The 21,488-nt window shown below is 72.2% G+C and carries 17 protein-coding genes and 1 tRNA gene; 13 read left to right on the top strand and 5 right to left on the bottom strand.

The genetic code is table 11. The features are described from left to right. Window positions 1-66 precede the first annotated feature (66 nt). The 4 genes from Val02_RS44985 (at window position 67) to Val02_RS45000 (ending at window position 3,612) form a co-directional block, all read left to right on the top strand. A complete protein-coding gene (locus Val02_RS44985; protein ID WP_239153813.1) occupies window positions 67-1,614 on the top strand; it encodes a circularly permuted type 2 ATP-grasp protein in 1,548 nt (515 codons plus the stop codon). A 10-nt stretch (window positions 1,615-1,624) separates the two neighbouring features. Then, the gene (locus Val02_RS44990; RefSeq protein ID WP_203905516.1) at window positions 1,625-2,563 is read left to right on the top strand and encodes an alpha-E domain-containing protein; all 939 of its coding nucleotides are present in this window, start codon (window positions 1,625-1,627) and stop codon (window positions 2,561-2,563) included. Window positions 2,564-2,565: 2 nt separating this feature from the next. Then, a complete protein-coding gene (locus tag Val02_RS44995; RefSeq protein WP_203905517.1) occupies window positions 2,566-3,396 on the top strand; it encodes a transglutaminase family protein in 831 nt (276 codons plus the stop codon). A 143-nt stretch (window positions 3,397-3,539) separates the two neighbouring features. After that, window positions 3,540-3,612: transfer RNA gene (locus Val02_RS45000), tRNA-Leu, on the top strand. Window positions 3,613-3,680: 68 nt separating this feature from the next. Here Val02_RS45000 and Val02_RS45005 read toward each other — a convergent pair. Then, complete coding sequence (locus tag Val02_RS45005) at window positions 3,681-4,325, bottom strand: NlpC/P60 family protein (protein WP_203905518.1); 645 nt, start codon at window positions 4,323-4,325, stop codon at window positions 3,681-3,683. 374 nt (window positions 4,326-4,699) lie between these two features. Here Val02_RS45005 and Val02_RS45010 point away from each other — a divergent pair, with 374 nt between their 5' ends. The 4 genes from Val02_RS45010 to Val02_RS45025 all read left to right on the top strand — a co-directional run bounded on the left by Val02_RS45010 (window position 4,700) and on the right by Val02_RS45025 (window position 11,854). Beyond that, window positions 4,700-5,836 (top strand): helix-turn-helix domain-containing protein, encoded by a 1,137-nt coding sequence (locus tag Val02_RS45010; RefSeq protein WP_203905519.1) that lies wholly within the window; start codon window positions 4,700-4,702, stop codon window positions 5,834-5,836. A gap of 425 nt (window positions 5,837-6,261) precedes the next feature. After that, complete coding sequence (locus Val02_RS45015; protein ID WP_203905520.1) at window positions 6,262-7,062, top strand: hypothetical protein; 801 nt, start codon at window positions 6,262-6,264, stop codon at window positions 7,060-7,062. Between the two features lie 79 nt (window positions 7,063-7,141). Continuing rightward, window positions 7,142-10,060 (top strand): glycosyltransferase, encoded by a 2,919-nt coding sequence (locus tag Val02_RS45020; RefSeq protein ID WP_239153814.1) that lies wholly within the window; start codon window positions 7,142-7,144, stop codon window positions 10,058-10,060. A gap of 138 nt (window positions 10,061-10,198) precedes the next feature. Next, the gene (locus Val02_RS45025; protein ID WP_308440058.1) at window positions 10,199-11,854 is read left to right on the top strand and encodes an MFS transporter; all 1,656 of its coding nucleotides are present in this window, start codon (window positions 10,199-10,201) and stop codon (window positions 11,852-11,854) included. On the opposite strand, the gene Val02_RS45030 is transcribed toward Val02_RS45025, so the two are convergent. Continuing rightward, window positions 11,820-12,605: an MOSC domain-containing protein gene (locus tag Val02_RS45030; RefSeq protein ID WP_203905521.1), complete on the bottom strand. Its 786-nt coding sequence runs from the start codon at window positions 12,603-12,605 to the stop codon at window positions 11,820-11,822. The genes Val02_RS45025 and Val02_RS45030 overlap by 35 nt on opposite strands. 121 nt (window positions 12,606-12,726) lie before the next feature. Between Val02_RS45030 and hutU the strand changes: the two genes are divergently transcribed. From hutU to hutH, 5 genes are read left to right on the top strand one after another with little or no spacing between them, the layout of a single operon-like run. After that, window positions 12,727-14,367, top strand: coding sequence for a urocanate hydratase (gene hutU, locus Val02_RS45035; RefSeq protein WP_373318062.1), 1,641 nt, complete (start codon window positions 12,727-12,729; stop codon window positions 14,365-14,367). Beyond that, window positions 14,364-15,578, top strand: a complete 1,215-nt coding sequence (locus tag Val02_RS45040) for an allantoate amidohydrolase (protein WP_203905523.1) — start codon at window positions 14,364-14,366, stop codon at window positions 15,576-15,578. Before hutU ends, Val02_RS45040 begins: the two co-directional genes overlap by 4 nt. Further along, the gene (locus Val02_RS45045) at window positions 15,569-16,825 is read left to right on the top strand and encodes a formimidoylglutamate deiminase (RefSeq protein ID WP_203905524.1); all 1,257 of its coding nucleotides are present in this window, start codon (window positions 15,569-15,571) and stop codon (window positions 16,823-16,825) included. The genes Val02_RS45040 and Val02_RS45045 overlap by 10 nt, the downstream gene beginning before the upstream one ends. Continuing rightward, on the top strand, window positions 16,822-18,003 hold the full coding sequence (gene hutI, locus Val02_RS45050) for an imidazolonepropionase (protein WP_203905525.1): 1,182 nt from the start codon (window positions 16,822-16,824) through the stop codon (window positions 18,001-18,003). Before Val02_RS45045 ends, hutI begins: the two co-directional genes overlap by 4 nt. After that, on the top strand, window positions 17,991-19,523 hold the full coding sequence (gene hutH, locus Val02_RS45055) for a histidine ammonia-lyase (protein WP_203905526.1): 1,533 nt from the start codon (window positions 17,991-17,993) through the stop codon (window positions 19,521-19,523). Before hutI ends, hutH begins: the two co-directional genes overlap by 13 nt. Here the strand turns inward: hutH and Val02_RS45060 are convergent. From Val02_RS45060 to rph, 3 genes are read right to left on the bottom strand one after another with little or no spacing between them, the layout of a single operon-like run. Beyond that, the gene (locus Val02_RS45060; RefSeq protein ID WP_203905527.1) at window positions 19,516-20,142 is read right to left on the bottom strand and encodes a hypothetical protein; all 627 of its coding nucleotides are present in this window, start codon (window positions 20,140-20,142) and stop codon (window positions 19,516-19,518) included. The genes hutH and Val02_RS45060 overlap by 8 nt on opposite strands. Then, window positions 20,139-20,717, bottom strand: coding sequence for an RdgB/HAM1 family non-canonical purine NTP pyrophosphatase (rdgB, locus tag Val02_RS45065; protein WP_203905528.1), 579 nt, complete (start codon window positions 20,715-20,717; stop codon window positions 20,139-20,141). The genes Val02_RS45060 and rdgB overlap by 4 nt, the downstream gene beginning before the upstream one ends. Beyond that, complete coding sequence (gene rph, locus Val02_RS45070; RefSeq protein ID WP_203905529.1) at window positions 20,714-21,442, bottom strand: ribonuclease PH; 729 nt, start codon at window positions 21,440-21,442, stop codon at window positions 20,714-20,716. Before rph ends, rdgB begins: the two co-directional genes overlap by 4 nt. Window positions 21,443-21,488: the final 46 nt, after the last annotated feature.

Consider the following 21,488-nt stretch of genomic DNA (forward strand, 5'->3'; position numbering starts at 1 on the left):
CCCCGCGGGCATGCGACATGAAAGATCTTTAGCTTCTCCGAAACACATGACCACTAGCCTTCGTCCATGGCGGACATTTTCGATGCGTATCCGATGTCCGCGGCGTGGGACGAGATGTTCGCCCGGCCCGGCCTGCCCCGGCCCGCGTACGAGTCCGTCTTCGCGACGCTGCAGCCGCTCGCCCCAGCTGACCTGCGCTTCCGTGCCGATCAGCTGGCCCGCGTCTTCACCGACCGGGGCGTGACGTTTGCCTACGCGGGTGAGGAACGCCCCTTCCCGCTCGACCTCATCCCGCGCATCATCGACGCCTACGAGTGGGACCTGCTCACCCGGGCCGTGCGGCAACGGGTGCGCACGCTCGAGGCGTTTCTCGCCGACCTGTACGGCAAGTGCGAGGTGCTGCGCGACGGACTGGTGCCGCGGCGGGTGATCGCCACCAGCGCGCACTTCCGCCGCGAGGCGTACGCGATCGACCCCCCGAACGGCGTCCGCGTCCACGTCAGCGGCGTCGACCTGGTCCGCGACGAACTGGGCCGCTTCCGGGTGCTGGAGGACAACCTGCGCATCCCGTCCGGGGTCAGCTACGTCATCGAGAACCGGCGCGCCATGACACAGACGATGCCCGCGCTCTTCGCCGACGCCCCCGTGCGGCCGGTCGACGACTACCCGGCCCGGCTGCTGGCGGCCCTGCGCGCGGCCGCGCCGGCCGGGGTCGACGACCCGTGCGTGGTGGTGCTCACGCCCGGCGTCTACAACGCGGCCTACTTCGAGCACGCCCTCCTCGCCCGCCTCATGGGCGTCGAACTCGTCGAGGGGCGCGACCTGCGCTGCACCGCCAACCGGGTCTGGATGCGCACCACCCACGGCGAACGCCCGGTGCATGTGGTGTACCGCCGGGTCGACGACGACTTCATCGACCCGCTGCACTTCCGGCCGGACTCGGTGATCGGCACGCCCGGCATCGTCAACGCCGCCCGCGCCGGCAACGTCACCCTGGCCAACGCCATCGGCAACGGCGTCGCCGACGACAAGCTCATCTACACCTACGTGCCCGACCTGATCCGGTACTACCTGCACGAGGAGCCGCTGATCGACAACGTCGAGACGTGGCGCCTCGACGACCCGGACATCCTCGCCGACGTGCTCGACCGCCTGGACGAACTGGTCCTGAAGCCGGTCGACGGGGCGGGCGGCAAGGGGATCGTGATCGGCCCGCAGGCCTCGTCCGGGGACCTGGCCGCGCTGCGCACGGCAGTCCTGAAGGACCCGCGCGGGTGGATCGCGCAGCGGCCCGTCGCGCTGTCGACCTCGCCCACCCTCGTCGCCGACCGGGTCGCGCCGCGCCACATCGACCTGCGGCCGTTCGCCGTGAACGACGGCACCGACGTGTGGCTGCTCCCCGGCGGCCTCACCCGGGTGGCGCTGCCCGAAGGAGCCCTGGTCGTCAACTCCAGCCAGGGTGGAGGATCGAAGGACACCTGGGTCCTGGCCAGTCCCCTCACACCGACACCCCGGCCCATGGCGGAGCCGCCGCCCGCCGGACCGCCGCCCGGGGAGCCCGCCGAACGGGACCTGGGGCCGGCCGCGGCGCAGGCCGCGCAGCAGCAGCAATAAGGAGGGGTCGATGCTCAGCCGGATCGCCGAGTCCCTCTTCTGGATCGGCCGCTACGTCGAACGCGCCGACGACACCGCGCGCATCCTGGACGCTTTTCTCACCCGGTTGCTCGAAGACCCGTGGGCCGACGAGGACCGGGGCGGCCGGCAGCTGCTCGCCACGCTCGGCGCCGCCTCCCCGGGCGACGGCCGGCTGACGACCGCCGCCGTGCTGGAGACGCTGGCGTTCGACGCCGAGAACCCGGGCGCGATCGCCGGTGCGCTGACCGCCGCCCGGGACAACGCCCGCGGCTGCCGGGAGACCGTCTCGACCGAGATGTGGGAGTGCCTCAACGTCACCTGGCACGCCCTCGGTGCGCGGCGCCTCGCGGCCGACCGGCTCGGCCCGGCGGTCTACCTGGCGTTCGTGCGGGAACGCGCCGCCGTCCTCGCCGGGCTGGCCGAGTCGACGATGAGCCGCGACGACGGGTGGCGGTTCCTGGTGCTGGGGCGTTCGCTCGAACGGGTCGACATGACCACCCGCCTGCTCTCCGTCCAGGCCGACGCGGCACCGGAGCATCCCGCGTGGCGCACGGCCCTGCGGGCCAGCGGCGCCGACGAGTCGTTCCTGCGGACCCACGGGGGGCACGTGCGCGCCGACCGGGTCGTCGAGTTCCTGCTCCTGGACCGTCTCTTCCCCAGGTCCGTGCTGCACGCGCTGACCACGGCGGAGGACTGCCTGCGGCAGTTGGATCCCTCGATGGAACGGGCCGGAGTGGCCGACCCCGCCCGCCGGCCCATCGGGCGGGCGCGCACCCGGCTCGAGTACACCGACTCGAAGGTGCTGCTCGCCGACCTGCCCGCCGCACTGACCGACCTGCAGGACGCCTGCGCGACGGCGAGCGCGGCCGTCACCGACCGGTACTTCCCCGAGTCGGTGCCGGTGAGCTGGGCGCACGAGGAGGTCTGAACATGTCCTGGCGGCTGCGGATCAGGCACATCACCGGGTTCACCTACGCCGGCAAGGCGCACGCGTCGTACAACGAGGCGCGGCTGACGCCGATGACGCTGCCGTGGCAGGTGACGCTGTTCAGCCAGGTGGAAGTGCAGCCGGTCGCGCCGGTGTACCGGTACTACGACTACTGGGGCACGCTCGTCACCTCGTTCGACCTGCAACGCGCGCACGGCGAGCTGAAGGTCGTCGCGAGCAGCCTCGTCGAGACCGACACCCCGCCCGCCGTATCCGTGGTCGATTGGTCGGCGATCGGCGAGGCTTCTGACCCGCATGCCGAGATGCTGGCGCAGACGCCGCGCACCGCCGTCGCGGAGGACCTCGCCGCCCAGGCCGCCGCCGCCTCCCCGGGTGACCCTCTTGCGGCGGGGAGGGCGATCGCCGAGTTCGTCCGTTCGCACGTCGACTACGTGCCCGGCTCGACCGGGGTGCAGACCTCGGCGCAGGAGGCCTGGACCCTGCGCAAGGGCGTGTGCCAGGACATCGCCCACCTGACCGTCGGGCTCCTGCGCGCCCGCGGCCTGCCCGCGCGGTACGTCTCCGGCTACCTGCACCCGCAGCGCGAGGCGCAGGTCGGCAGGACGGTCGAGGGGCAGAGCCACGCCTGGGTCGAGTACTGGTGCGGCGACTGGGTCGGCTACGACCCGACGAACGGCGTCCCGGTCGGGCCGCAGCACGTCGTCGTCGCGCGCGGGCGGGACTATGACGACGTGTCGCCGCTCAAGGGCGTGTACCACGGGTCGCCCGCCAGCCACCTCGGCGTAACGGTGGAGATCACCCGGGTCACCTGACCCTGTCCTGTCGGTCATCGGCGTCTGGGTCCGCCGCAGGCCCGTCGATGACCGGCAGGGCAGGGTCTAATGCCCCGGGGCTCTTTTCGGCGGACACAGTGGGTAAGGTGGCGGCCGGTGACGCGCTCCTCGGTGCGCGCCTCGGGGCCGTAGCCCAATGGCAGAGGCACACGGTTTAGGTCCGTGCCAGTGTGAGTTCGACTCTCACCGGCCCCACCCTCACCCGCACGAGTGGACCCCCGCTCGTGGTGAGCGGGGGTCCGGGACCCGAGCAATGCCTGCGACTACTTGATCTTCTTGTACTTGTAGGGGACGTAGCCCGAGTTCTTGGCCGAGGAGACCGAGACCTTGCGGTGGTTCATGTCGGAGGCGGTGCTGCCCTCCTCGTAGATCCAGAACGAGGTCTTGCCGGAGTTCGCCCACTTCTCGAAGAGCTGCACGTGCTTGCCCTTGCGCAGGACCATGTCACCGGGCTTGAGGTTCTTCCACGCGATCTTCGTGGAGACCTGGTGCAGCGTGCGGGTGGTGCGGCTGCTGGTCAGCGCCCAGGTCATCGACACGAAGCCGGAGCAGTCGGTGCGGTACTTCTTGCCCTTGTTGATGTCCCAGGCGTACTTCGACTGGCTGTAGGGGACGTTGCGCTTGTACCAGTCCTTCGCCCGCTTGATCACGTCGGCGCGCTTGATGGTGCCGCCGTAGTTGACCTTCGCGGCCGCGAACGGCGCGACCGCGGTCTCCTCCTCGCCCTCCGGAGTCTCCCCCGCGGGTGCGGCCGAGTCGTCCACCGCCTCGACGACGGTGACCCCCGTTTCGACGCCGGCCGGAACCCAGGACTCCTGCTTCGCGACCGCCTGCGTCGGGCCGGCGAGCACCAGACCCAGTCCGGCGGCCAGCGCTACGCCGATCGCGATCTTTTTCAAAACCTTCATCGTGAACCTTTCCTGCCCGTTCGAAATCGTTATTTCATTGAGAGATAAGGAGCGGGAAAGACCGGCCGGCTCTTGTCCCGCTTGCCATCTGGCGGCAGCGAAAGACAATCAGCGGGCCGCGGCGGCGGGCAACGGATCCCGCGGTCCGGGATGGTCCCGGATCACCGGGATAGCGCTCTACCTGCATGGATGTGCCAGGTCACGCCGGGATCTCGACCGCCCGGAATCCCCACGACCTCGACGTGAGCCGTTACGATGCGACGGCACATGCCGAATTCACGGGGAGGACGGCATTGACTGATCACACTTCCGGACCCAATTTTCGCGGGCCGGATCCGGGCCGGGCGGACAGTCCGGCCGCATTCGTCACGCAGATGCGACAGCTCAAGGAATGGTCGGGACTCGGCTTCAAGCAACTGGAGCAGCGGGCCGAACGCGCCGGTTCGCCGCTGCCGCACAGCACACTCTCGGCCGCGCTCGGGCGGGGCTCGCTGCCGCGCGCCGACCTGCTCGAGGCGTTCGTGCGGGCGTGCGGCTGCGACGACGAGACCGTGGACGCGTGGCTCGCCGCCCGGTCCCGGCTGGCCGGCGGGGTCACCCCGGCGCCGGCGCCCCCGTTGCCGGCGGGCTCCCTTCCGGCGACTCCGGAGTGGCCCGCCGCGCGGCGCGGCACCACGGTGTACGCGGTGGTGCCGGCGCACGCGTTCGTGCAGGCGGACGGGTCGGGCGCGCCGGTCGCGGTGCCCGCGTCGGTCCGCCGGGCGCTGGGCCGCATCACCCCGGCGCCGGTGCGCCGCGGCGGATGGCTGGTGCGGGTGTGCACGTCGGCGCTGGCGATCCTGACGCTCGCGCTGTTCTCCGTGACCGCCAGCCAGAGCGGCCACAACGTCGCCAACAACACGCCCGCGGCGCCGCCCGTGGCCGACCGGTCGCCGTCCGAGGCACCCCAGGTCGCCGCCGCGCCGCTCGCCTCCGCGTCCGGGTCCGGGGCACCGGGTTCGTCGGCGGCGTCGCCGTCGGCCTCCGCCACCACGTCGATCGGTCCCCACCAGCCGTCGAACGGCTTCTACCGGCTGCGGCCCGTCCACTCGTACAAGGCGAAGATGTGCGTCGGCCTCGCGGAGTCCGGCAGCCGGTTGATCCTGGCCCAGGAGGCCTGTTCGAAGAGCGACGAGCTGCACTTCGCGCTGGAGTACGCCGGCCGTTCCGTCGAACGGATCAAGCCGCGCTCGACCCGGTTCGGCAAGGACGCGTGCGTGAGCGTGGTCGACACCGGTGCGTACAACGGCGTTCACCTGAACCGGTGCGGGGACCTGCGCTCCGTGCAGCTCTTCTGGACCGAGCGCACCCGCACCCTCCCCGGAGCCGGGGTGGCGTACCGGCTGCGCCCCACCGCTCATCCGGCCAAATGTCTGTCGGTCGACAAGCGCAGTTCCGCCAAGGGCGCACTGCTGGTCGAGCAGGATTGCACCGGAGGGAACTACCAGGAGTTCGCCCTCGAGAAGGCATAGCAATCCCCCGTACGCGGCAATCCTCGACCGGTCCCCGCTTGACAATGGCCGACCGGACGAATATCAATCGTCGCGGCCGCTTATTTCGTTGCACCGGGGGACGTCGCGACACGACCGACGTGATCTTCACTCGTTCGTGTACCGCCGTGCGGGCGAATTGGCCACCGACCGCTGTCAATAATCGCAGCATACGCACTGACCTGCGAAAAGTTACGGGCAAATACGGGCCGATTGAAGTGGAATCGACCCTTCGCCGTCTCTAAGTTTCCCGCGTGACTGTCGAGAGTTCGCCCGATTCCGCGAGCGCGGAAGATGAAACCAAACCCATCTCCCGAGACCTGCCGGTCGCGCCGTCACCGGTGTTCGTCGACGCTTCAGGAAAGCGTGGACGCCGAATCCGCCTCGCGTTCTACAGTGTTGGCGGATTGAGTCTCACCTATGCGGCAATGGTCGTGGTGAGCCTCGCGGGCGGGCCGATCGACCCCAACAACCTGGTCCCCTTCCCGGACCTGCTCAAGGGCAACGGGTCCGACTCCCGGGTCGTCGAGCAGGGCGGCGGCGTCCAGAACGGCGTCGGCGGAGGCGGCGGGGCCAAGAACTCCACCCGGCCCAACGGCGGTGCCGGTGGACTGCCGGAGAACGGCCCCTCGAACGTGCCGGCACCGGCCGCCCCGGGCGCCTCCGCACCGCCGCAGCCCGCGCCGTCGGTGGAAGCGACACCGGTCGTGCCGCCCGCGGCGTCCAGCGCGCCGCCGATCGTCCCCAGCCAGCCCGCCCCGGGCAGCTCGTCGCCCGCCAGCTCCGGCGGGCAGACGGAGGGCGGCACCTCCGTACCACCGGCCGGGAACCCCCAGGGGCCGGCCGAGCCGCAGGTGCCCACCGAGCCGACGTCCGGCACGGGCACCAGCGGCGGCACCGGCGGCGGAACGGGCACGGGTGACACCGGCACGGGCGGAGGCGGCACGGACCCGGGGACGCCGATCGTGACCGCGCCGCCGGTGATCGCTCCGCAGCCCGGGCCGCGTGCCGAGTCGAGCGCGGGCGGCGTCAGCTCCGGGGGCTCCTCCGGCGGCGGCTCGTCTTCGGGCTCCGCGACGCCCGAGAGCGACGCGATCAGCGCGGCACCTCAGATGACCGAGGCCGTCGAGTCGACCGCGCAGCCCACCACGGGTCGCGCCCGCGGCACCGCCCCGTCGATCACCGAATCGGCGGGTACCGCGCAATGAGCGGACGCTTGCGGGAGCGAATCAAGGGGCACTGCGCGCTCGCGTCTCAGGGCGCCGGAGAGCGAAGCGAGCCGGTGACATGAGCGGACGGGTCGCCCCACGGGGGCGTTGGGCCGTCGCCGTCGTCCTGGTGTTCGTCTTCGTCAGCGTGCTGGCGGTCGAGGCGTACGTGAACGCCGAGTTCGCGCCGGACCACGGGCGCGCGCACCAGCCGGGCAGCTACGACGACGTTCCCGACGCGATCCTCGGCGGCGGGTCGATCATCGACACCCGCAACGGGGCGGCCCGTTCGTACGCCATCCCGAAGAAGACGATGGCGATCACGTTCGACGACGGGCCGGACCCGCGCTGGACGCCGGCCATCGCGCGGATCCTCGACAAGCACGGCGTGAAGGCCACGTTCTTCGTGGTGGGCACGCAGGTGGCGCGGTACCCGTTCATCGCGCGCGAACTCACGAACAGCGGCCACGAGATCGCCATCCACAGCTTCACCCATCCGAACATGGCCGCGCTGCCGCAGTGGCGCCAGGACATGGAGTACTCGCAGAGCCAGCTCGCCATCGTCAGCGCGACCGGGCGTAAGGCGGCCCTGGTGCGGCTCCCCTACTCCGCCGGCGCGGACTCGATCGACAACGCCAACTGGCGGCTGATCAAGGATGCCGGCCGGCACGGCTACCTCACCGCGATGACGGACACCGACAGCCAGGACTGGGCGCTGCCCGGCGTCGACCAGGTCGTGCAGAACTCGATCCCGAAGGACGACGACGGTTCGCTGCTGTTGATGCACGACGCCGGTGGTGACCGGGCGCAGACGATCGCCGCCCTCGACCGGCTCATCCCCCTGCTGAAGGCGCGCGGGTACCAGTTCACCACGGTCTCCGAGGGGCTCAACCGGACGCTGCAGGCCAACGCGGGCGGCGGCGCGGCGCCGACGTTCCACGGGAACCCGAACGCCGCCAAGGGGGACGTGCAGCGCGGTTACGCCCTCGTCGCGGTCGTCAAGATCGCAGACTGGCTGCTGTACGCGCTCGGCGTCCTCTTCGTCGTCGTCGGTGTGCTGACGGTGCTGCGCACCCTGCTCATGTTCGGGTTGGCGTTCAAGCACGCCCGCACAAGACGTTCGACCAAATGGTCCTGGGGTCCGGCGGTGACCGATCCGGTCAGCGTGATCGTGCCGGCGTACAACGAGAAGGAAGGCATCGCGCAGGCGGTCCGCAGCCTCGCGGGCGGCGACCATCCCGGCGGCATCGAGGTGATCGTCGTCGACGACGGCTCCAGCGACGACACGGCGGCGATCGCGCGCGGACTCGGCCTGCCCAACGTGCGCGTCGTGAGCATCCCCAACGGCGGCAAGCCGAACGCCCTCAACGTCGGCGTGGCGCTGGCCAAGCACGAGCTGATCGTCATGGTCGACGGCGACACGGTCTTCGAGAAGGACGCCGTGCGGCAGCTGGTGCAGCCGTTCGGGGATCCGAGCGTCGGCGCCGTCGCCGGCAACGTGAAGGTCGGCAACCGGGACAGCATCGTGTCGCGGTGGCAGCACATCGAGTACGTCATCGGGTTCAACCTCGACCGGCGGCTGTACGACGAACTGCGCTGCATGTCGACGATCCCCGGAGCGATCGGGGCGTTCCGCCGCAGCGCGCTGGTCGAGGCGGGCGGCATGACCGACGACACGCTCGCCGAGGACACCGACGTGACGATGGCGCTCGGCCGGGCCGGTTGGCGCGTCGTCTACGAGGAACGCGCCCGCGCGTGGACCGAGGCGCCGACGACGCTGCGCCAGCTGTGGCTGCAGCGGTACCGCTGGTCGTACGGCACGATGCAGGCGATCTGGAAGCACAAGAAGTCCCTGTTCGAGAAGGGGCCCTCCGGTCGGTACGGGCGGGTCGGGCTGCCGCTCGTGGCGGTGTTCGGGGTGGCGTTGCCGCTGTTCGCGCCGCTGATCGACCTGCTGACGGTGTACGGGCTGATCTTCTTCGACTGGACCGAGACCGCGGTCGCCTGGCTGGCGATGCTGGGGCTGCAGTTCATCACCGCGTTCGTGGCGTTCCGGCTGGACCGGGAGAAGCTGCGGGCGTTGTGGGTGCTGCCGTTGCAGCAGTTCGCGTATCGGCAGCTGATGTATCTGGTGCTGATCCAGTCCGTGGTGACGGCGTTGACCGGGGCTCGGCTGCGGTGGCACAAGCTGCGGCGGGCGGGGACCGCGGGGGCGGCGGCGGCCGGGGCGGTCTCGATCGATCCCGTTGTGCCGGTGGGAGGGGATGGGGCCGGCGCTGTGCCGGCTTCGGCTTCGGCTTCGGGGCGCAAGGTGTCTCAGGGGCTCAGTGGGCCTCCGGCGCAGCCGGCTGGGGCGGGGCAGGTCGGGCGGGTGCAGGTCGGGTCGGTGGGGCAAGCGGCGGTGCAGGCCGGTGCTGCCGATCGGGAACTGCCGGACGCCGGGGCGGTGGGTCAGGGCTCTGCGCACGCCGGGGTCGCCGCGCAGGGGTCCGCGCGCGTCGGGTCGACGGGCCAGGGCCGGGCCGCCGTGGGACAGGGCCGGGCAGTGGTCGGTCAGGGCCGAGCCGCCGGCCAAGCGCAGGTCCCCGGGCCGGCCGTCGCACGGGCCTCGGTGCCCGTCGCCGGGCCGTCGGGGCACGACCCGATGCCCGTCGCAGGCCACCCGACACACGACCCGGCGCCTGCCGCAGGCCGCCCGACCTACGGGGCCGGTTCCGCCGGCCGTCCGGGCACACCGGAGGCACCCGCGGTCAATCAGCGGCATCCCACCGACCACTGGGACGAACGCGACCCGCAGCGCTTGCGCACCCCGGACGCCCGCCGCGACGGCCACGCCCGCCCGGACGGCCAGGCACCTCGGGACGGCCAGGCCGCGCCGGAGGAGGACCGCTGGGCCGCCCTCCGCGAGCCCCCGCTCCCACCGCCCCCGCCGTCTCCGCCCAGGGGCACGGCCCGGGTCCCCGGAACCCCTCCCCCGGACTGGCCCCCCGGCAGCTGACCCTCCCCATGATCGGCACTTTTGGCACCGGGGTGATCCCAGAGGTCACCGAAGTGCCAAAAGTGCCGATCATCGCGTAGGGCCCCGCGATCGTCGGGAACGGTGGCGTCCCGGCAGCGGGCGCGGGACGATCTACGCGTGCCCGATTCAGACGGGGCGGGCGGGGTAGCCACCCCAGGGATGGCCACCACCGACGCGACCACCCCCGTGCAGACCCGCCCCGAGTCCCCCTGGGCACCGCTGCGGAACGCCGTCTTCCGCAATCTCTGGATCGCGCTGCTGTTCAGCAATGTCGGCACCTGGATGCAGACCGTCGGTGCCCAGTGGCTGCTCGTCGACGAGCCGAACGCCGCCACCCTCGTCTCGATCGTGCAGACCGCCACGCTGCTGCCCGCCCTGCTGCTGGCGTTGCCGGCGGGTGCGCTGGCGGACTCGTTCGACCGGCGGGGGATGTTGATCGTCGTCCAGGCCTACATGCTGGCCGTGGCGGTCGGGTTGACGGTGCTGACGGCGTTCGACCAGATGCCGCCGGCGCTGCTGCTGACGTTGACGTTCGCCCTGGGGGTGGGGCAGACGCTGACGATGCCCACCTGGCAGGCGCTGATCCCGGAACTGATCCCGCGTAAGCAGATCCCGTCGGCCTCGGCGCTCGGCGCCATCTCCGTCAACGTCGCCCGCGCCGTGGGGCCGGCGATCGCCGGTGTGCTGATCGCGCGCGCCGGCCCGGAGTTCGTGTTCGGGGTCAACGCCGCCAGCTTCCTGGTGTTCATCGTGATCCTGCTGATGTGGCGCCCGCCGCAGGAGGAGGAGCACGGCACCCCGGAACGCTTCACCAGCGCCCTGCGCGCCGGCGGCCGCTACGTGCGGCACTCCCCCGTGGTGCGCCGCATCCTGTTGCGCACGGCGCTGTTCGTGGTGCCGGGCAGTGCGCTGTGGGGCCTGCTGCCGCTGGTCGCGAACACGAGACTGCACCTGGACGCCGGCGGCTACGGCCTCATGCTCGGCGCCCTGGGCGTCGGCGCCGTCGCCGGCGCGTTGATCATGCCGAGGGTCCGCCAGCGGCTGAGCACCAACCAGATGCTGACCCTCTCGGGTGTGCTGTACGCGGGCAGCATGACGGCGACGGCGACCAGCACCGTCACGGCGGTGACGCTCGTCCTGCTGATCCCGGCCGGGGTCGCCTGGGTGGCGGTGCTGTCCAGCATCGGCGCGGCGGTGCAGCTGTTCCTGCCGGCGTGGGTGCGCGCCCGCGGCCTGGCGATATACCAGGTGGTCTTCGCGGGCGGTCAGGCCCTGGGCGCGCTCGCCTGGGGTGTGCTCGCCGACGTCGTGCACGTCGACGGTGCGCTGCTCGTCGCGGCGGCCGTGATGGCGTTCGGGGCGCTGACGGTGCGCTGGCTGCCGCTGCGCGACTCGCGGGGCATGGACCGCGACCCGGCCGAGTACTGGCCGGAGCCGGAACTGACTGAGGAACCCGATCCGCAGGACGGCCCGATCCTGGTCACCGCCGACTATGTGGTGCTGCCGGAGCAGCGGGACGAGTTCGTCGCGGCGATGCGGGTGGTGCGGCGCACGAAGCTGCGCACCGGCGCCACTCGCTGGGGCCTGTTCCGCCAGGGCGAGCACGAGAACCACTACACCGAGGTGTACCTGGTGCCCTCGTGGGACGAGCACCTGCGCCAGCACTACGGGCGGCTGACGGGTTCCGACCGGGCGGCCGACGAGTACGCGCAGTCACTGGCCCAGGGACCGGCGAACGTCACGCACTTACTGCCAGCGGATCCCCCACACTGAGCGTTCCGGTCGCGTCGGGGATGAGGTTGCGGCCGAAGAGCAGCCCGTGGCGCAGCTTGCGGATGCGGCCGAGGGTGCGCAGCGGTTCCCGGCCGCGTTCGCCGGTCTCCTGGTCGGTGGTGGTGACGACGCAGCGGGCGCAGTCCTTCGGCCCGCGGAACGGGAGGTCGCCGATCCGCAGTCGCTGCCAGTCGTCCTCGGCCCAGGGGTGTTCGCCGTCGACGACGACGTTGGGGCGGAAGCGGTTCATCGGCAGCGGTTCGTCCAACTCGGCGTTGAGCGCCCCGAGCGAGGCCATCGAGGTGAGCAGCAACGGGTAGCCGTCGGCGAAGGAGACCCGGTCGTCCGCGCGGGCGTACTGCGGGTCGACCGGCCGTTGCGTCGGGTCGGCCAGCCAGGCCAGCCAGACGTCGCGGTCGAGCAGTTCGGAGAGCCAGCCGCTCGCCGCGGGCGCGGTCACCCCCTTCAGAAAATCGCGATGTACCTGGACGGTCCGGGCCTCGCCGGCGGGTTCCGCCACGTCGAGGTCCTTTTTTCCGGGGGAACGGAGCACCAGGCCCCCGGGCACCGTCGCGGGGCGGATGCGGGTGAGCAGGGGCGCCTCCCGTTGGGTCAGTCCCTTGCCGCTCGCGGTGTCGACGATGAGCCAGCGCCGGTCGCCCCGCAGCCCCCACGGCTCCACGTCGGCGGTGTCGAGATCCTCGCGGTAGCAGCCCTTGACCGGGTAGCGGTGCAGTGAGACGACGCGCATCGGTTCAGCTTGCCGCATCCGGGCGGTACGGTGCGGGTGAGGTCCGACACCGGGGTCGGGCCCTTACTGAGTCTTCTCCGGGCCTATGCCTTCCGGCCCGGAAAGGCATTGGGGGGTCATTGTGCGCGCGCCGACGGGATCGAGCCGTTCCGCCAAAGGCTGGCCGCAGGAGGCGGCGCTGCGGATGCTCCAGAACAACCTCGACCCGGACGTGGCCGAGCGTCCTGACGATCTCGTGGTCTACGGCGGCACCGGCAAGGCGGCGCGGGACTGGCCGTCCTTCCACGCGATCGCCCGCACACTGTCCACTTTGGACGACGACGAGACGCTGCTGGTGCAGTCCGGCCGGCCGGTCGGCGTCCTGCGCACGCACGAGTGGGCCCCGCGGGTGCTGATCGCCAACTCCAACCTGGTCGGCGACTGGGCCAACTGGCCGGAGTTCCGCCGGCTGGAGGCGCTCGGCCTGACCATGTACGGCCAGATGACGGCCGGTTCGTGGATCTACATCGGCACGCAGGGCATCCTGCAGGGCACCTACGAGACGTTCGCGGCGGTGGCCGCCAAGCGCTTCGGCGGGAGCCTCGCCGGGACCCTGACCGTGACGGCCGGCTGCGGCGGCATGGGCGGCGCCCAACCCCTCGCCGTGACGATGAACGGCGGCGTGTGCCTCATCATCGACGCCGATCCGGCACGGCTGCGGCGCCGGGCGGCGACCCGCTACCTCGACACCGTCGCGGAGTCGCTGGACGAGGCGCTGCGGCAGGCGCTGGCCGCGAAGCGGGAGCGCCGTGCGCTGTCGGTGGGCGTCGTCGGCAACGCGGCCACCCTGCTCCCCGAACTGCTGGCGCGCGGCGTCGAGGTCGACATCGTCACCGACCAGACCAGTGCGCACGACCCCCTGTCGTACTTCCCGGAGGGCATCGAGCCGGGCGACGCGCCGGACTACGCCGCGAAGAAGCCGGAGGAGTTCACCGACCGCGCGCGGGCCTCGATGGCGAAGCACGTGGCGGCGATGGTCGGCTTCCTCGACGCCGGTGCGGAGGTCTTCGACTACGGCAACTCGATCCGCGGCGAAGCCCGCCTCGGCGGCTTCGAGCGCGCGTTCGACTTCCCCGGGTTCGTGCCCGCCTACATCCGGCCGCTGTTCTGCGAGGGGAAGGGGCCGTTCCGCTGGGTGGCCCTGTCCGGCGACCCGGCGGACATCGCCGCCACGGACCGGGCGGTGCTGGAACTCTTCCCCGACAACGAACCGCTCGCCCGCTGGATCCGGCTGGCCGGCGAGCGGGTGGCGTTCCAGGGGCTGCCGGCGCGCATCTGCTGGCTCGGCATGGGCGAACGCGCACAGGCCGGCGCCGTCTTCAACGACATGGTCGCGTCCGGGGACGTGTCGGCGCCGATCGTCATCGGGCGCGATCATCTCGATTGCGGCTCCGTCGCCTCGCCGTACCGCGAGACTGAGGGCATGAAGGACGGTTCCGACGCGATAGCCGACTGGCCGCTGCTGAACGCCCTGGTGGCCACCGCATCGGGCGCCTCCTGGGTGTCGCTGCACCACGGCGGCGGGGTGGGCATCGGGCGGTCGATCCACGCCGGCCAGGTGACGGTCGCCGACGGCACTCCGCTGGCCGCGCAGAAACTCGCGCGGGTGCTCACCAACGACCCGGCGATGGGCGTGCTGCGCCACGTCGACGCGGGCTACCCATCGGCCGGCGACTCCGCGCGGGAGCACGGGCTCTCCGTTCCCATGGGAGAAGACCGGTGACCCCCGAACGCTTCGGCGCCCTGTGGCGCTCGCTCGCCCACGTCGGCCGGGACGCCACCAGCGGCGGCTATCTGCGCTACAGCTTCGGCGACGCGGATCTGCGCTGCCGGGAGTGGTTCACCGAAGAAGCCCTCGACCGGGATCTCTCCGTCGAGACCGACCGCAACGGCAACGTCTGGGCCTGGTGGGGTGACCAGCGCGGCAGCGACGCCGTCGTGACCGGCAGCCACCTCGACTCGGTGCCGCACGGCGGCGCCTACGACGGCCCGTTGGGCGTGGTCAGCGCCCTGCTCGCGATCGACGTGCTGCGCGAACGGGGCCTCAGCGCACCCCATCGTCCGATCGCCGTGGTGGTCTTCGCCGAGGAGGAGGGCGCCCGCTTCGGTGTGCCCTGCCTGGGTTCGCGGCTGATGACCGGCGCGATCGCCCCGGAGCAGGTGCGCACGCTGCGCGACCGGGACCGCATGACGTACGCCGACGGGCTGCTCGCCGCCGACCTGGATCCCGACCGGTTCGGGCCGGACACCGAGCGGCTCGGACGCATCGGCGTGTTCGTCGAGCTGCACGTCGAGCAGGGCAAGGCGCTGGTCGAACTGGACGCCCCGATCGGCGTGGCCGACGCCATCTGGCCGCACGGGCGGTGGCGGATCACGATCGACGGCGCGGGCGACCACGCCGGCACCACCCGCATGTCGGACCGGCGCGACCCGATGCTGACGTTCGCCTACGGGGTGCTGGCGGCCAACAAGGAGGCCCGGCTGGCCGGTGCGCACGCCACGGTGGGGCGGGTCGCCGTGGAGCCGGGTGCCACCAACGCCATCCCGTCGCGGGTCACCGCGTGGCTCGACGCCCGCGCCGCCGATCCGTCCACATTGGACGCCGTCGTGGCGGCGGTCAGCGGCCGCCTCACCGAACGGGCCGGCCGCGACGGCACCACCGTCGAGATCGTCGCCGAGTCGGTGAGCCCGTCGGTGTCGTTCGACCCGGAGCTGCGCGATCGCATCGTGAAGACGCTGGGTGGGCCGCCGGTGCTGCCGACCGGTGCCGGGCACGACGCCGGGGTGCTGTCGGCGCACGTGCCGACCGCGATGCTGTTCGTGCGCAACCCGACGGGCGTGTCGCACGCGCCGGGTGAGCACGCCACCGACGTCGACTGCGCCGCCGGCGTGAACGCCCTCGCCGACGTGCTGGCGGAGCTGGCGTGGCGGTAGCCGACTACTGGTGCGAGCACGCGTGGCTCGACACCGGCCCCGTCGCGGGGGTGCGGGTCTCCGTTGTGGACGGTCGCTTCACGGCTGTCGCTCCCGGGTCTTCCTCCGACGGCCTTCCGCGGCTGCGGGGCGTGAGCCTGCCCGGCTTCGCCAACGCGCACTCGCACGCCTTCCACCGGGCGCTGCGCGGCCGGACCCACGACGGCGCGGGGTCCTTCTGGACCTGGCGGGAACGCATGTACGCGACGGCCGCGGAGTTGGATCCCGACTCGTATCACGCGCTCGCGACCCGGGTGTACCGCGAGATGGCCCGGGCCGGGATCACCTGCGTGGGCGAGTTCCACTACCTGCACCACGCGCCGGGCGGCGTGCGCTACGCCGATCCCAACGCGATGGGGGTCGCGCTGATCGAGGCGGCCCGGGAGGCGGGGATCCGGATCACGTTGCTGGACACCTGCTACCTGACGTCCACAGTGGACGGTGCGCCGTTGGCGGGGGTGCAGGGACGGTTCGGCGACGGCGACGCCTCCGCGTGGGCCGCGCGGGTCTCCCTGCTCTCCGCACCGGCGTTCGCGACGATCGGCGCGGCCGTCCACAGTGTCCGGTCGGTGCCGGCCGGTGAGCTGGCGGTCGTGGCTTCCTGGGCCGCTTCGCGGAACGCGCCGCTGCACGTACACCTCTCCGAGCAGCCCGCCGAGAACGACGCCTGCCTGGCCGTCCACGGATGCACCCCGACGCAGCTCCTGCACCAGCACGGCGTGCTCGGCGAACGCACCACCGCCGTGCACGCCACGCACCTGACGGAGGCCGACATCGCACTCCTCGGCGCCACGCGCACCGGCACCTGCCTGTGCCCCACCACCGAACGCGACCTCGCCGACGGCCTCGGCCCGGCCGGCCCGCTGGCGAGCGCCGGCAGCCCGCTGTGCACCGGCTCCGACTCGCACGCCGTGATCGACCCGTTCGAGGAGGCACGCGGGGTCGAGCTGCACGAACGGCTGCGCACCGGCCGGCGCGGCACGTTCTCCCCCGGTGCTCTCGTAAACGCCGGGACGGTCGCCGGGCACGCGGCGCTCGGCTGGTCCGACGCCGGCCGGATCGCCCCCGGGTACCGCGCGGATCTGGTGGTGACGGCGCTCGACTCCGACCGCACGGACGGGGTGGACCCGGCGCAGGCGGTGTTCGCGGCGACGGCCGCCGACGTGCGTGGGGTCATGGCCGACGGGGTCTGGATCGTGGGCTCATGAGCGCAGCGCACAGCGGCGGAGCGCCCGGCAGTCTGCTTGTCACGGGCATCGGGGAGTTGCTCACCAACGATCCAGATCTCGGCACGCTCACGGATGCGGCGATCCTGCTCGACCGCGGGACCGTCGCGTGGATCGGCCCGGCGTCGCGGGCGCCGGCCGCCGACCGCGCGCTGGACGCCGGCGGCGCGGCCGTCATACCCGGCTTCGTGGACTCGCACGCGCATCTCGTCTTCGCCGGCGACCGCTCGGTGGAGTTCGCGGCGCGGATGGCCGGGGCGCACTACACCGGCGGCGGCATCCGCACGACCGTGGCCGCCACCCGCGCCGCCTCCTCCTCCGCGCTCCGCGCCCGGACCGAGAAGCTGGTGCGTGAGGCGCTCGCCCAGGGCACCACGACGATCGAGATCAAATCCGGGTACGGGCTGACCGTCGAGGACGAGGTGCGCGCGCTGCGGATCGCCGGCGAGTTCACCGCCGAGACGACGTTCCTGGGGGCGCACGTGGTGCCGTCCGATGTGGACGGTGACGAGTACACCGCCCTCGTGTGCGGTGCCATGATGGCCGCGGCCGCCCCGCACGCCCGCTGGGTCGACGTGTTCTGCGAGACGGGCGCGTTCACGCCGGAACAGTCCGAGGCGGTGCTGCGGGCCGGTGTCGCACACGGCCTCGGGGCGCGCATCCACGCCAACCAGTTGGGCCCCGGCCCCGGTGTGCGGCTCGCCGTCGAGCTGGGCGCGGCGAGCGCGGACCACTGCACCCATCTCGGCGATGACGACGTCGACGCACTGTCCACCTCGGACACCGTGGCCACGCTGCTGCCGGGTGCGGAGTTCTCCACCCGTTCGCCGTACCCGGACGGCCGGCGGCTCCTCGACGCCGGTGTGTCCGTGGCGCTCGCGACGGACTGCAATCCCGGGTCGTCGTTCACGACGTCGATGCCGTTCTGCGTGGCGCTGGCGGTGCGCGAGTGCGGGCTCACGCCGACCGAGGCCGTCGTGGCGGCCACCCGCGGCGGGGCGAAGGCGTTGCGGCGCGGCGATGTCGGGCACCTCGGCGTCGGCGCCCGCGCCGATCTCGTCGTGCTCGACGCCCCTTCTCATCTGTACCTGGCCTACCGACCGGGTGTGCCCCTCGTGGGCACGGTCGTGCACAACGGAGAGATCGCATGGAAACGGTGACGGTGACGGCGGCCGGTGTGACGGCCTCGGACGTGGTGGCGGTGGCGCGACACGGCGCCCGCGTGGTGCTGGGCGACGACGCGATCGCCGCCATGCGCGCGAGTCGGTCCATTGTGGACGACATCGAGAAGGACGCCCGTCCCGTGTACGGGGTCTCGACCGGTTTCGGTGCGCTCGCCCAGACGTTCATTCCGCCGGAACGGCGTGCCGAGCTCCAGCACGCCCTGATCCGTTCGCACGCCGCGGGGCTCGGCGCGCCCATGCCGGCCGAGGTCGTGCGGGCGATGATCCTGCTGCGGGTGCGCTCGCTGGCCCTGGGCCACTCCGGCGTTCGTCCCGTCGTGGCGCAGGCGCTCGTCGACCTGCTCAACGCCGGCATCGTCCCCTGGGTGCCGGAACACGGTTCGCTCGGCGCCTCCGGCGACCTCGCTCCGCTGGCGCACTGCGCGCTGACGCTCCTCGGCGAGGGCTGGGTGGTCGACCGGCGCGGCAACGGGCGCCATCCCGCGGGGCCGGCCCTGGCCGCGGCCGGGCTCACGCCGATCGCGCTCTCCTCGAAAGAAGGGCTCGCGCTGATCAACGGCACCGACGGGATGCTGGGCATGCTGCTGCTGGCGATCGCCGACGCCGGGCACCTGTTCCGGATGGCCGACGTGACGGCCGCGCTCGCGATCGAGGCGATGCTCGGCAGCGACCGCCCGTTCATGCCCGAACTGCACACCATCCGGCCGCATCCCGGCCAGGCGGCCTCCGCCGCGAACATCCACCGCCTGCTGCAGCACTCCGGCGTCATGGCCTCGCACAAGAACGACGCGTGTCACGCCGTTCAGGACGCCTACGCCATGCGCTGCGCCCCGCAGGTCGCCGGCGCGGCACGGGACACGCTCGGCTTCGTCACCGACGTCGCCGGTCGCGAGCTCCGGTCCATTGTGGACAATCCCGTGGTCCTGCCGGACGGCCGGGTCGAGTCGACCGGCAACTTCCACGGTGCCCCGCTCGGCTTCGCGGCCGACTATCTGGCGATCGCCGCCGCCGAGGTGGGCGCCATCAGCGAACGCCGCACCGATCGGCTGCTCGACGTGACGCGCAACCGCGGGCTGCCGCCGTTCCTCACGCCGGATCCGGGGGTCAACTCGGGACTGATGATCGCCCAGTACACGGCGGCCGGCATCGTCGCCGAGAACCGTCGCCTCGCGGCACCGGCCAGTGTGGACAGTCTGCCGACGTCGGGCATGCAGGAGGACCACGTCTCGATGGGCTGGGCGGCGACGGTCAAGCTGCGCCGCGTTCTGGACAACCTGGTGAGCCTGCTCGCCGTGGAACTGCTGGCGGGTGCGCGGGGGTTGGCGTTGCGGGCTCCGCTCGTTCCCTCGAAATCGGGTGAGATCGCGATCCGGATGCTCGGGTCGAAGCCGGGGCCCGACGAGTTTCTCGCGCCCGTCGTGGAGGCGGCGCGCGACCTGCTCGCGGGGCCGGCGCTGCGCGCGGAGATCGAGGCGGCGGTGGGGACGCTCAACTGAGCCCGAGGTCGCTGCGGAACCGGTTGTACTCCTCGAACGGCCAGTGCCCGTGGTCCTTCGCGCGGTTGCCGTAGCAGGGATAGTCGCCGGTGAGCGTCCAGCCGAGCGCGGGGTCGTGCGTCCACGCGTAGTCGTCCTCCGGCACGGGCATCAGGAGCCGCTCGGCGAGGCGGGTCGCCTCCGCGCCCGCGAAGACGCCCACCCGCTCGACGGCGGCGGCGATCTCCTTGCGGCGGGCGGCCAACAGCTCACCCTCGTCCGAGCCGTGCCCGACGAAGCTCGCGAGCAGCAGCAGCGTCAGGTCGGGCGTGAGCCCCCCGGGCTGCGGCAGGGCGGCGTAGGCCCGCACCTCTTCCCAGCGCAGGCACCACGGCGCCCAGCGGGCCTGGTCCCAGTGGCCCAGTTCGTGTTCCTGCCCCGCGGCGAGGTAGAGCGTGAACATCCCGGCCTGTACGTCCAGCCGGAGCCGGGTGCCACCGACCGTCGCGAAGTCCAGCCGGAACCCGCCGTGATCTGCTTCGAAGCGCTCCTCGGCCGCCATCAGGTCGAAGTCGTCCGCGTCCTCGTCGAGGGTGTACAGCCGCCAGAAGTCGCGGGTGCGCAGGAGCTCGGAGATCACCCCAGCTTTTGTATCAGGGCGCGGAAAGCCTTCCCTCGATGGCTGATCGCGTCCTTCTCCGCCGGGGACAGCTCCGCGCTGGTGCGGGTCTCCCCCTCGGGCACGAACAGCGGGTCGTAGCCGAACCCGCCGTCGCCGCGCGGCGTGCGGATGAGGCGGCCGCGCATCTCGCCGTGCACCACCTCCTCGGAACCGTCCGGCCGCACCAGCGCCACCGCGCAGACGAACGCCGCACCGAGGTGCTCGTCCGGCACGTCGCCCACCTGGGCGAGCAGCAGCCGGTTGTTGGCCTCGTCGTCGCCGTGCCGGCCCGACCAGCGCGCGCTGAACACGCCCGGCATGCCGTTGAGGGCGTCGACGGCGATGCCCGAGTCGTCGGCGATCGTCGGGATCCCGGTGAACCGCACGCCCTCGCGCGCCTTGAGCAGCGCGTTGTCGGCGAACGTCAGCCCGGTCTCCGGCGCCTCCTCGTACGGCGGCAGGTCGTCGAGCCCCACCACCTCGAACCGGCCCTCGGCGAGGCGCCGCAGTTCGGCGAGCTTCTTCGCGTTGCGGCTGGCGAGCAGGTACCTCATGCGGAGAGTGCCAACTGCTGGATCTTGGCCAGCTCGGCGCAGCCGGCGACCCCCAGGTCGAGCAGGGCGTTGAGCTGCGCGCGGTCGAAGACGTCCTGCTCGCCGGTGCCCTGCACCTCGACGAAGTCGCCGGTGCCGGTGCAGACGACGTTCATGTCGACGTCGGCGACGACGTCCTCCTCGTAGCAGAGGTCCAGCCGCGGCTGCCCGCCGATGACGCCCACGCTGACGGCCGCGACGGAACGGTGCAGCACCTGCTCCGGCCGCCCCGCCAGCTTCTTCTGCGCGGCGATCCAGTGCACGGCGTCGGCGACGGCCACGAACGCGCCGGTGATCGCCGCCGTGCGGGTCCCACCGTCGGCCTGCAGCACGTCGCAGTCGATGACGATGCTGTTCTCGCCGAGCGCCTTGAGGTCCAGACACGTCCGCAGCGAACGCCCGATCAGCCGCGAGATCTCGTGCGTGCGCCCACCGACCTTGCCGCGCACACTCTCCCGGTCGTTACGCGTCGTGGTGGCCCGCGGCAGCATCGAGTACTCGGCGGTCAGCCAACCCAGGCCGGAACCCTTGCGCCAGCGCGGCACCCCCTCGGTGACGCTGGCGGTGCAGAGCACCCGCGTCTGCCCGAACTCCACCAGCACCGAGCCTTCGGGGTGGGTGGTCCAGTTGCGGGTCAGGCTCACCGGGCGGAGCTGGTCCGGGGCGCGGTCATCGGGGCGAGACATACGCCCACCCTATGGCGCCCGGTCACCTCCGCCCGGTGCGGGGGGC

Source organism: Virgisporangium aliadipatigenens (assembly GCF_016863615.1).
In the GTDB taxonomy this organism is placed as follows: domain Bacteria; phylum Actinomycetota; class Actinomycetes; order Mycobacteriales; family Micromonosporaceae; genus Virgisporangium; species Virgisporangium aliadipatigenens.